This window comes from Aliikangiella coralliicola (assembly GCF_007004725.1).
Lineage (GTDB): Bacteria > Pseudomonadota > Gammaproteobacteria > Enterobacterales > Kangiellaceae > Aliikangiella > Aliikangiella coralliicola.
Genome location: NZ_ML660160.1, coordinates 791,666 through 803,184, shown reverse-complemented (window position 1 = coordinate 803,184; position 11,519 = coordinate 791,666). Strand labels below are relative to the sequence as shown.

General features: G+C 40.7%; 13 protein-coding genes. 5 read left to right on the top strand and 8 right to left on the bottom strand.

Annotation, left to right across the window (positions count from 1 at the left end; translation table 11 throughout):
• Nucleotides 1–564: 564 nt before the first annotated feature.
• From FLL46_RS26905 to FLL46_RS02980, 4 genes are all read right to left on the bottom strand, one after another.
• Complete coding sequence (locus FLL46_RS26905; RefSeq protein ID WP_168204017.1) at nt 565–735, bottom strand: DUF6316 family protein; 171 nt, start codon at nt 733–735, stop codon at nt 565–567.
• A gap of 201 nt (nt 736–936) precedes the next feature.
• A complete protein-coding gene (locus FLL46_RS02990) occupies nt 937–1,206 on the bottom strand; it encodes a DUF4404 family protein (RefSeq protein WP_142891919.1) in 270 nt (89 codons plus the stop codon).
• A gap of 207 nt (nt 1,207–1,413) precedes the next feature.
• Nucleotides 1,414–2,472, bottom strand: a complete 1,059-nt coding sequence (gene metA / locus FLL46_RS02985; protein WP_210418582.1) for a homoserine O-succinyltransferase MetA — start codon at nt 2,470–2,472, stop codon at nt 1,414–1,416.
• 404 nt (nt 2,473–2,876) lie between these two features.
• The gene (locus FLL46_RS02980) at nt 2,877–3,266 is read right to left on the bottom strand and encodes a hypothetical protein (protein ID WP_142891917.1); all 390 of its coding nucleotides are present in this window, start codon (nt 3,264–3,266) and stop codon (nt 2,877–2,879) included.
• 294 nt (nt 3,267–3,560) lie between these two features.
• On the opposite strand from FLL46_RS02980, the gene FLL46_RS02975 reads away from it, so the two are divergent.
• Nucleotides 3,561–5,093, top strand: coding sequence for a PilT/PilU family type 4a pilus ATPase (locus FLL46_RS02975; protein WP_142891916.1), 1,533 nt, complete (start codon nt 3,561–3,563; stop codon nt 5,091–5,093).
• Between the two features lie 76 nt (nt 5,094–5,169).
• On the opposite strand, the gene FLL46_RS02970 is transcribed toward FLL46_RS02975, so the two are convergent.
• The gene (locus FLL46_RS02970) at nt 5,170–6,408 is read right to left on the bottom strand and encodes a CaiB/BaiF CoA transferase family protein (RefSeq protein WP_142891915.1); all 1,239 of its coding nucleotides are present in this window, start codon (nt 6,406–6,408) and stop codon (nt 5,170–5,172) included.
• A 151-nt stretch (nt 6,409–6,559) separates the two neighbouring features.
• Between FLL46_RS02970 and yaaA the strand changes: the two genes are divergently transcribed.
• The 3 genes from yaaA (at nt 6,560) to FLL46_RS02955 (ending at nt 9,247) form a co-directional block, all read left to right on the top strand.
• Nucleotides 6,560–7,342: a peroxide stress protein YaaA gene (gene yaaA, locus FLL46_RS02965; RefSeq protein WP_142891914.1), complete on the top strand. Its 783-nt coding sequence runs from the start codon at nt 6,560–6,562 to the stop codon at nt 7,340–7,342.
• Between the two features lie 105 nt (nt 7,343–7,447).
• Nucleotides 7,448–8,311, top strand: coding sequence for a DNA ligase (locus FLL46_RS02960; RefSeq protein ID WP_142891913.1), 864 nt, complete (start codon nt 7,448–7,450; stop codon nt 8,309–8,311).
• 201 nt (nt 8,312–8,512) lie between these two features.
• Entirely contained in the window at nt 8,513–9,247 is a 735-nt protein-coding gene (locus FLL46_RS02955; RefSeq protein WP_142891912.1) for an SIMPL domain-containing protein, read from the top strand.
• A gap of 113 nt (nt 9,248–9,360) precedes the next feature.
• On the opposite strand, the gene FLL46_RS02950 is transcribed toward FLL46_RS02955, so the two are convergent.
• From FLL46_RS02950 to FLL46_RS02940, 3 genes are all read right to left on the bottom strand, one after another.
• Nucleotides 9,361–9,729 carry a VOC family protein gene (locus FLL46_RS02950; protein ID WP_142891911.1) on the bottom strand — a complete coding sequence of 123 codons (369 nt, stop codon included), beginning with the start codon at nt 9,727–9,729 and terminating at the stop codon, nt 9,361–9,363.
• Between the two features lie 137 nt (nt 9,730–9,866).
• A complete protein-coding gene (locus tag FLL46_RS02945; RefSeq protein WP_142891910.1) occupies nt 9,867–10,394 on the bottom strand; it encodes a cupin domain-containing protein in 528 nt (175 codons plus the stop codon).
• 63 nt (nt 10,395–10,457) lie between these two features.
• Entirely contained in the window at nt 10,458–10,772 is a 315-nt protein-coding gene (locus FLL46_RS02940; RefSeq protein ID WP_142891909.1) for a cupin domain-containing protein, read from the bottom strand.
• Nucleotides 10,773–10,961: 189 nt separating this feature from the next.
• On the opposite strand from FLL46_RS02940, the gene FLL46_RS02935 reads away from it, so the two are divergent.
• Nucleotides 10,962–11,453 (top strand): bacteriohemerythrin, encoded by a 492-nt coding sequence (locus tag FLL46_RS02935; RefSeq protein ID WP_246119256.1) that lies wholly within the window; start codon nt 10,962–10,964, stop codon nt 11,451–11,453.
• The last annotated feature ends 66 nt before the right edge of the window (nt 11,454–11,519 follow it).

The window sequence follows — 11,519 nt, the reverse complement described above, 5'->3', positions numbered from 1 at the left end:
ATTCGAACTTTCTTTTTTAGAATAATAGCTCACTACACTTCCCCTTAATTCCATTTATTCACAATCAAATTAATTGATTGCCTACAACAAACTATTAGCAATATTAAGGAGTCATTCCAGTCGAGAAAATTACAGTTTTATTAGTCTTAAATTAACAAAAATATTGGCACAAAACTTTTGTTAAGATTGATAACTAAATACAGAAAAAATTTATCATCACTTTTTAATGACAGATTCGGTAAATAAAAACGAGAAACGAAAAAAACAACTACACCATCTTTCGTAGAATAGGATTACCTTAAATATTTGTATTTTTCGGGAGCAAAGTAAAGTGGTCCTATCACTACAAAAATTTTTCGTTCAAAATTAATTGGAGTTTTTATTTTGTCGACAAAACTATTATTAACAAAAACAATGAATCTAAACCAGGTTAGAATAGAATAAACCTGTGGTAAAAAATAAGTAATGAAAAAGTTAAAGCGGGAAGAGATAAAACCTTTTATCCAGAGGGTTCCCAAGCATCTCCAGCGTTCTCATCTGAAGTGGGGGCGATTGAAAAGTCACTCAGGCCTTGAGTAGATCGATGAAAGCGTTAAGCCCTTTCACAGCCATGTTTCTGGATTCGTAAGGACCGAAAGCAGCGCCTTGTCGAATTGTGAAATACCATCCAGAATCTGTGACATAAAATCTTTCGGAACGATTAAATTGATATTGTTTTTTGTCGTCTCTACGCATACCTTATGCTCTGTGTTTATTAGCTTTACTAACAGCCGGCATCTTACACCGAACAAAATAAATTTGTAGCAAGAAATATCTTTTTTTCTTGTGCGATATTTCTGACATCTATTGTAGAAAAACACCACTCAGTCTCAAGTTAACCAGTTCACAAACTGTTAAATTAACTTGATTAACTTTTGATATTGGTAGAAATAAAAACTAAATTCCCATTCGCGCGAGCAGATCCGAAAGCCGGCCGACAATGTTTGTAAATTTAGGATGTTCCGCCTCAAAATCTTTTGCCAAATCTTTAAGGCGAGTGAGTAAAAATTGATCGCCGCTCATATCAACTTCCGGACTTCCTATTCTCTCTTCAATTTCTCCGGCCAGGGCTTCCATGAGTTGGCGTTGATGATGTTCGATTTTTTCGTTCCCAGCAAGTTCGGTGCGAATTTCATACAGAATTTCAGCCATTTGTTGTTTATCCACCTTGCCCCCCTTTCGTGAGATAGTGACCGTTCAATAACCAGCGAAAAACGATTGTGGAAAAATAACCTATTGATTGTATGGTGCTTTGGTTTCTCCGCAGCTAGAATTTTCAGCATATAAAATGGACGACATAACAATAACAGATCAGTTTTCCATTATTTAAGATTAGTTCATACTGGTGAGACCTACAAGCCGGCCGAGAAGTTCCTATAGGCTTGCCAGGGGATTTTCGGGGTCTACTCCGTCCATGAAAGGTAATTTCGGGTTCTTATTCGTCAGCTGGTAAACAAGCCCCAGCCAATTATTGAATGTCGATAGCGCAGTATCGCGCCAGGTATTATCCAAGTGCTCCATTAGCCACTCTTCAGGCCATGCGGGATACTCCGAATCAGTTGATTTAGAGGACTTTAACTGCTCTCGATAGTCGATAAGCCTTTGCTCAACCACAGGATTAAAGTAGTTTTGTGGAAATGGCGGATAATCGCCTCGTTGCCCAGAAAGCCAACGGTCAATTTCACGCTTGTATTCTTTAAGCAAACTAAAATCATCATATTCCGGGTGGCCCTGAAAAAAGACCAACCGAATTCCGTCGCTACTGGTAGCTAAATGTACGCCTGCTTCAGCACTTTCTGCGAGAGTAATTACCCCTTGCTGGTCTAATTGTTCTCGGGTGATCTGGTTGTAACGGGAATGGGGCACATCGAACCGAGTATTGGTGTGACGAGTTAACGGATGATCAATTTTAGTGAGTTTGTGCTGATAAACTCCCCATTTTTTTTCCGGCAGTGGTTGCCTTTTAATATCATAAAGATATTGCACTACCGCGTGAGTCGCCAAACAGGCACATAGCGTTGAGGTTACATTATCTTTGGCCCAATCGATGACTTCAGTAAGCATCGGCCAAAAAGCCTCTTGTTCAAGGGAGTCAGATATCGGATTTGCGCCAGAAATAATGAGAGCATCCAAACCATTCTCTTTGATAGATTCAAAATCCTGATAATAGTCATCAATCCATTGCTGCGCTTCGCTAGACCGGTCAATCGAGGGCAAGGTAAAAGGATGCACATAAAATTGGACGATTTGGTTACAATCTCCAACCAGTCGCATAAATTGACGCTCTGTCGCCTGCAAAGTAGCGTCCGGCATCATGTTGAGAAGTCCCACGTGGAGTTCCCTGATATCCTGATGAGTCGCTTTTTCAAGTGGCAGCACGTCGTGGTGCTCATTCATTAAGCGTTGAAATGTCGGTAATTTGGAAAACGCCACTAACGGCATCTTTATCAGCCTCGAATCAAATGTTGCCCTAAATCAAACTAACCAATAACCCCTCATCGACACACGAGCTGCAGGTATTAATCGAAGGTTCAATTGGCCGTCTAAATGGCCATCTAATATACCCGCTAATAAGATCTTTTAAAATAGCGGAGTTATAGCGAGTAAATATATTAAAGATGATTTTGCTGGTTAATCATAGCTGGAGGTTATCAAATCGTTGGCTATCGAGGCTAATCGGCCGCATCGAGTCAGTTAGACGCTTCATTGACAGGGAGTTAACCGGCAGCACGAGTAAGCCACCATTCCCATATGGTCAAACCTGTTGCATAGAATTCACGTCAATTTAGAATATCGGTTAACTATTAAGTATTGGTCAACTTAAAATGGCGGTTAACTCAAAATATTGGCCGTTTGACGCCTTTTAGCTTCTCCAAAGCTTCAATAAACAACAACGAGTCAATCACCCACTTCTCAACCGGTGGTGCTACACCTTCGGGGGCATTGTGGTTAGGGTCAAATAAATCTAATTTATGATTAATATAGGTTTCAAAATCTAGCTGTAATCGAGCTTCATTTTTATTTCCAACATTCTTAAAATCTTCCAGCGCTTCCCGAGTAATAATAAAGTGTACCTTCTTCGAACGCTTAAAAGGCCTTTCCGGATCGCTATTTAAAAGCCAACAAAAACTGGCGAAAAAACCTTCTCTATCAAAATCAAACTCCACTTCAGCTTCCGGTGGAAGCAATAGCTGTAATACTTCAGCAATGGACTGTTTGTTCAGCACAGACACCCTCCTCGCTGTATCCCTTATTAACAAATCTTTAAAAGCTACATCCTAAACTTAACTATAGTAACATGACTTTTGGAATTCAAATCAGTCCAACGCGAATTAGCGTTACTAGACCGCAAATATGCCAGACCCGGTTTAACCCGTCTTGCGTCGGTGTGAAAAAAATCGTTTCGAAATAATTCTGCGCAGCGAATAAGCGGACTAAATATGATAAATCACCAGAAAAGCGCTATATTTTATAGGCGAATATCGATAAAAATATGCCATAAAAAGGCGTAAGGATAGTCTATGGATCTCATTGAATTACTCGGTAGTATGGTTGTTAACCAAGCCTCAGATTTGTTTATCAGCGTCGATTCACCACCGCTGATCAAGGTCGAAGGCAAGATGAGACCTGTCAGGGAAGAACCCTTGAATAGTGACGAGAACCACAAACTGATTTACTCAATCCTGAAAGAGAAAGATGTCGCCGAATTTAAAGCAAAACGAGAACTCAATATTTCGCTGAAACTGGATCGAATTGGGCGTTTTCGTATTAATGTCTTTCAACAATGTGGCGAGCCGGCCATGGTGATCCGCTACATCAAAAAGAAAATACCTTCCATCGACGAGCTCGGGCTACCTGCGATACTAAGAGAACTTATTCTCGAAGAGAGAGGGTTGATATTATTGGTCGGCGCCACCGGCACAGGAAAATCAACAACCCTTGCATCAATGATTGACTATCGAAATAACAATCAAGCGGGGCACATTTTAACCATTGAAGATCCTATTGAGTTTATTCATAAAAATAAGCAATCGCTGGTCAACCAGCGGGAAGTCGGCGTGGATACAGACTCCTACGAGATAGCCCTGAAAAATGCAATGCGAGAAGCGCCCGATGTGATTTTGATTGGTGAAATCCGCGACAAAGAAACCATGAAACATGCGTTAACCTACGCGGAAACGGGTCATTTATGCTTGGCCACATTACACGCGACCAATGCTAATCAGGCACTGGAGCGGATTGTTAACTTTTTTCCTGAAGATGCGCACAAGATTATCCTTCAGGATCTGGCCCTCAACCTGAATGCAGTTATCGCCCAACGACTTTGCCTTGGCATGGAGCAAAAGCGGGTTGCAGCAGTTGAAATTATGATCAACACCCCATTTATTCAAAAATTAATTGAAGGCGATAGAGTTGACGAAGTTAAAGATGCCATGGCTCGTTCTAAAGGACGCGTTAATTGCACCTTCGATGATGCACTTTACAAACTGGTTACTCAAGGGAAAATATCTCGTCAGGAGGCTCTCAGAAAAGCAGACTCAGCCAATAACTTACGCGTTAAATTCCGTTTAGAAGACGGTAACAAACCAGAAAATGCCCAACACGAGAGCGAATTTATCATTAATGATAGTGCCCCATTTGATCACTACAGCACCTTTAGCATTACGCCGTTAACCGTTAGAGCCAAGCACCCCGATACTAAGAAAAAAATTAACAATGCATTAATTGGCGTATTTACTAATCGCGGACTGGAGTTAAAATCGAAAAACACTGATCTCGACGTTCAATATGTACTTGGACTAAAAGTCGAAGAAGGTTTGGCGTTAGAAGCTATCGAAGGTCAACAGAATAATTTTGAGCACTTTATTCCAGATGCGAAAGAACAAGCAATGTTAGTGATCAATGTTCTCGACAATCATACCAAAAAACCCATATTTCGAATCACTGCGGTACGCGAGGTATCAGACTATAACGAGAGTCAACAACAACTCAACGCAGGTATCGAAGAACTGCTGAAAAATCTACCAGTAGGACAAGGACACCACGCGCATTAATCTATCAGAATTTGGAATAATGTCAGATTACAAGTCAATGTCAGATTACAAGTCTAGAAATAACACCAAACGCTTTTCAGGAAATGCTGTTACTTTTCTTCAAATTGTCCAGTTCGTCTTCATCGACATTGAGTACATCTCGCAAGATTTCTTCAGTGTGCTCTCCCAATTTAGGCGGCGGAACTCGATAATTAATATCTACATCGGAAAACTGTACCGGATTTGCCACTAACGGAATTTGAATGTCATTATCGCCGGCGATTTCTATTTTCATATTGCGATGTTGTATTTGTTCGTGCGCCATCGCTTCAGCAACATTATTAACCGGACCACAAGGAACACCTTCTCGCGAAAGCTCAGCCAGCCAAAAGTCTCTTCTATTTTCAGCAAACCTTTGCTCCAAAATCGAGATCAACTCAGTTCGATGAATGACTCGATTAGCATTAGTTGTAAACCGCGTGTCTTCACTAACCTCAAGGATCCCTAATACATTACATGTCGAACAAAATTGACGGTCGTTACCTACCGCTAACATGATAAAACCGTCCTGACACTTAAATGTCTGGTATGGAACAATGTTCGGATGGCCATTGCCTTTTCTTTCGGGAGGATTACCGCTAACCAGGTAATTCATCGCCTGATTTGCCAGCATCGCAACCTGTGTATCGAGCAAGGCCAAGTCAATGTGTTGGCCAGAACCGCCAGAATTTCGATGATTTAACGCCGCTAAAATGGCAGTGGAGGCATACATACCGGTCATCAGGTCTGTTACTGCAACGCCAACTTTTGTCGGCTCCCCACCCTCGCTATCAGGTTTTCCAGTAATACTCATTAAACCGCCGGTTGCCTGAATCATGGCATCATAACCCGGCGCAGCGGCCATAGGACCATCTTGACCAAAACCAGTAATTGAACAGTAAATCAACCCAGGATTGATTTGTTTGAGTGACTCGTAATCCAGGCCATAGCGTTTCAAACCATTCACTTTAAAGTTCTCAACCAAAATATCAGCCTCGCGGACCAATCGCCTGATAATGGATTGCCCTTCGATACAGCTGATATCAATTGCCAGAGAGTATTTACCCCGATTAGCAGAAAGAAAGTAAGCCGATATTTGCTCTTCACCCAGCTCCAAAAACGGCGGTCCCCAACTACGAGTATCATCCCCACATTCAGGCTTCTCTATTTTCCACACGGTTGCACCATAGTCAGCAAGCAACTGAGTTGCCCAGGGCCCGGCCAATATACGGCTTAAATCCAAAACTTTGATACCGGCCAATAGGCCTTTTGTTGAAGTGGATTGATTTGTTGTCATTTATTTTTTGCCTGGTCCGTCTGTCTTATTGAATGGTCAGTTTTTCTATAATAGCTTTTCTCTATAATAGCTTTTTTAACCTTCAGGCAATAGTGAAAGAATTTTGTTATTCTAACCGCCTTTGTCAATAGACGACCAGATAACAAGATTAATGATTACAGTAATATCACCTGCAAAAAGTCTGGACTTTGATGGGCCACTGGCAACCAAACAGAAGTCTCAACCACAATTTTTATCTCGCTCAAAAGAACTGATTGCTCAGCTCAAAGAGCTAGCGCCGCAAGAAATCGCGAACTTGATGAAACTGAGTGATAAATTAGCCCTGCTCAACTTTGACCGATATGCCGCATTTAGTACACCATTTACCCCCGACAATGCTCGTCAGGCAGTGCTTGCATTTCGAGGAGACGTTTACCAGGGGCTCGACGCTGATAGTCTGAAAAATGATGACTTTAAATTTGCGCAAAAACATTTACGTATTTTATCCGGGCTTTATGGTGTTTTGAGACCACTAGACCTGATCCAACCCTATCGACTTGAAATGGGCACCCGCTTTCAGAATAACAGCGGCAAGAATTTATACGAATTTTGGAATGAACAACTGAATCAATATCTACAAAAAGAGTTATCGAAACACGATCAACCGGTACTCGTCAACTTGGCATCTAACGAGTATTTTAAAGCGGTTAAGAGCCAACTATTATCTCATCGAGTTATTACAGCAAACTTTAAAGACTTCAAAAATGGCCAGCATAAAATCATCAGCTTTTACGCGAAAAAAGCGCGAGGATTAATGGCTCGTTTTATAATCGAAAACCGAATAGACCGACCTGAAGGATTAAAAGATTTTGCGGTAGACGGTTATTATTTCGATAAGAAATCGAGTACAGAAGACAATCTGATTTTCTTACGCGATGTAGTCCCTGTCGCATAACTTTTTAAGAAATCGCTTACAAAATAAAAGGCGCTCTTCTACTAGCCAGATAGACACCAAGCGTGAATAATACATTCCGAATGGACATCTACGGAGCGCACTAAAATGGAACTAAAATACCAGCTAGGGATAGCGTATTGTTTATTGCCAGTTAGCCTGACCAACATCTCGGAACTTTATGCCGCAACGCAATTTGAACTGAGCCCTCCGTTACTATTGGCAAAACAATTTGAACCATCGATCAACCTGCAAAATTACCTGGTCAGTGAAAAATTGGATGGAATTCGCGCCTACTGGGATGGAGAACAATTTCTTACTCGCAGCGGTCGAACCATTCATACACCCGACTGGTTTACTGAAAAATTTCCTAAAATTGCCATCGACGGAGAACTCTGGTTAGGTCGTCAACAGTTCGAAAAGATATCAGGAATTGTGCGCCGCAAAACAATCGTAGAAAAAGATTGGAAGCATATTAAATATATGGCTTTCGATCTGCCAAAGGAACTCGCCACCTTTGAATTTCGCCTGAATAAACTAAAGTCGCTGGTAAAAGATAGTCGCAGTCAATATCTCGCCGTTGTTCCTCAAAAAATAATCAGCTCGCGGGCTGAGCTAGATAACGCATTAGCGGTTGTTATCGCAAAAGGCGGTGAAGGCTTGATGTTGCACAAAAGAGATTCTCTGTATCAGGCAAAACGCTCATATGACTTGCAAAAACTAAAACCTTTTGATGATGCTGAAGCGGAAGTGCTCGCCCATATTCCAGGAAAAGGGAAGTACCAGGGATTGCTAGGCGCAATTGAAGTGGTCAATCAAGATGGTATCCGTTTCAAAATTGGTAGCGGCTTCAGTTTGAACGAAAGGCAAACTCCTCCACCGGTCGGTAGCAAAGTAACTTATCGTTTTCGTGGAAAAACGAAAAATAATACACCTCGCTTTGCAACTTACCTGAGACGATACAACGAATAAAAGGAGCCCCCTGCCCTATCTTGCTAAAATCAGCACTGGCAAACCCTTGCCCGATCGGCTTAATATCACAAAAAGCTTTAATAGCTATCGACATTAAAATAAATTACCTCTAGATTAGGTAGATAAACCGCTATGCGTTATCTTCGTGATGCGATCGAGATAATTAAAAACAACCGGCAAAATATTCTGAGGGCTATTTAAATGAACACAAGCACAATGAGAATTACCCTGACCAAACTGACAAAGTTATTTTTCCTATTAGTCATTGTTAACCTCACAAGCCTGTTGAGCGTAAACGCACAATCGCTGGACCAGCCCCATATTTCAGTCCAGGGAAGCGCAAGCCAAAGTATTTCACCTGACGAGTTAAGCTGGAGCTTGGCCATCAAGACGCTTGAAAAAGAGCTCCCTCTTGCGGCGAAAAAACATGCGGAGACATCACGGGAAGTCATGCGGTTGTTAAAACAACACAAAATTGATGCTAAAGATATTCAAACGACTCAAATGCAATTTGGTGAAAATAAGCAATACAAACACCAATCGTGGGTTATCGAAGGATACTTTGCATCCAGCCAGATTACTTTTAAACTTCGGGATCTCGATAAATACTCAAAACTCTGGAAGGCATTAGTAAAACAAGCCAATGTCAGCATGAATGGTTTTTCTTACGGTCATTCCAAATACAAAAAGATCCAGAATGAAGTTCAACAACAAGCCTTATTAGTTGCCAAGAAAAAAGCTGAAAAACTTGCACGTACTTTGAAAAACAAAGTTGGCCGAGTTTTAGTGATTGAAGAGGAAGGGAGCAATCCAATTCGCCCATATGTTGGTAGTAGAATGCAAGCAATGGATGCATCAGCCGAATCTCAACCGATAGCACACGGTACTATTACCATTAATGCGAGAATCAAAGCAGTATTTCAACTCGTAGAATAAGCAGGATTCTGAAATACAAAGATCAATATTAGTAATATGACTAATCGAGCACTTCAAATTTTGATTTGCTCTTCATTCATTAATAGATTCAACGGCGCCGTCAAATAAACAACTCAATAAGCTTCACCAAAGTTTAGTTGATGGCCCCATGGATCGGCAATGCTAAAATCACGCATGCCATAATCTGCATCGCACAATGGCTCTACTTTTGGAACGATATCTTTCACATGCTGGTGATACCCTGCAATATCCTGCATGATAAAATAAATATTTTGCTTCTCTACCTCTGAGTTTGAACAAAGATAAAACATCAATGTCACTTCGCCGAATGTCATTCCAATGTGTGTAACCGGCTCAATATCAGGATAGCGCCAACGCTCTTCGAACCCGAGACTCAAATAGTAGTGGGTCATCACCTCAAGATCGGTAACACCTAAGGTCGGCATTACCGCAACAGCTTTCCAACTAGTTGTTTTATTCATGGCTTTCTCACTTTTTTGAAAATACTCTTGTGTCGAAAAAATTATCGAGGGAAAATAAAAACAATCGCTAGTCAACAAACCAAAATCAACTTAAATTAATACTGGTTCAACTAATCAACCTGTGTACAACTAGAAGGTCAGAATTCGAATAAAATAGAAAACTCCCTGCTAGTTTTTTCACACTTAATAAATTGTCCGACACTGGAAACAAGCTCGGGGAATAGTTGATTAATTACTTCAGTCGTCGCGACTTCGTTGTCTTTATATTCAAACCCTGGCGCAACAGCTTCACTGATTAAACCAAAATCACCGTGATGTAGTTGAGATGCCTTCCAATAACCTCCTTTGACAACGAGTTGTGGTGTCTCACCGTTAGCAATATCGGGTCCCAGTATTTTCTTCTCAACTTTACCATCGGGCGAAATAATCAGATATTCGATAGAGGCCCCCAAATGATAAAAATGTACAATATCAGAACAATTTTTGTGGAGGTGTCCAATCGGACTATCGCTGGTCAATAGATAATAAATGGAAGTTAATAGTTTTCTGGGAAGGCCATCATCTCCATTAATATTTCTTTTCGACTCATAAGTTCTTCGATAGTATCCTCCCTCATTCGGGTGTGGTACTAAATTGAGAGAGTCAATCACATCATCTTTAGTCATAATTTATTTTGCCATCAGTTATAAAAGCGGGTCAAAATACGGAAATATTGATTTATCTAAACACTATTGTTCAGGGTAAAACCAAAATTCAATCTCGTCAGTTTCCAATTCAAAATAGGCGGAATGCTCAACATTTGCAGGAACGTGATACCACTGCCCGACACCAACCTTTGTTACCTCGCCATTCATGGTTAAAGTTAGCTCGCCGCGCGTAATCACACCATAATTTTCGGTTTCATGTGAGTGCTCTGGAATTGAAGTTCCTTGTGGATATGAAGCGAATAAAACGTCACTGCCTTTGGCTTCAAGTTTATATGCGTCAAAGCGCCCATCAAAAAGCGGCAACGCTTTTATTTTATCTGGATATTTTCCCGGCATTTCAATCTCCTCAAAACGATAAACGAAAGCTCGACAGAACTAAAATTCAGCTCGTTGAATTGATCCAAATCATTGTCAACAACCACTAAAAAGATATGCTTTCGCCACTCTCTTAATACACTTTTCAAAATGAGTAATCTGTTTCATATATCTCATTTTGAAAAGCCAACAACCCAATAAAGGCTCATCATGTCAACACATACAAGAAAGATTGATAAACAATCAATGTTAGTCACATGGTCCGACGAACTGAGCGTTGGAATTCAGGAAATCGACGAACAACATAAAGTCTTGGTCAATTTACTCAACCAGCTATATAACGCTATCGTACACCAACACGGCAACGAAGACGCGAAAGAAATTCTTGGACGATTGTTAGAATACACTCGAGTGCATTTTGCTGTGGAAGAGAGTTTAATGCGAATACTCGGTTATCCCGACTATGATGAGCATAAGAAACACCATGAATTGTTGCTCAACGAAGTAAAAATGCTGGGAGAGAAAGTAATGAACGGAAAAAAAGCCATTGGTTTTGAGCTACTGCACTTTCTAAAAAAATGGTTAACCAAACATATTATGGAAGAAGATAAGCTCTACACACCATTTTTTATTGCCCGTGGCGTAAAAACCAGTTATGAAAAGCGTTCCTGGATGTCCAAGTTTTGGAATTCTTTTCATTAACCAATCTATTGCGTCTTAGGAAATACAACTCAAGAAAAACATCAATCAAAAACATTGACCCTCTTC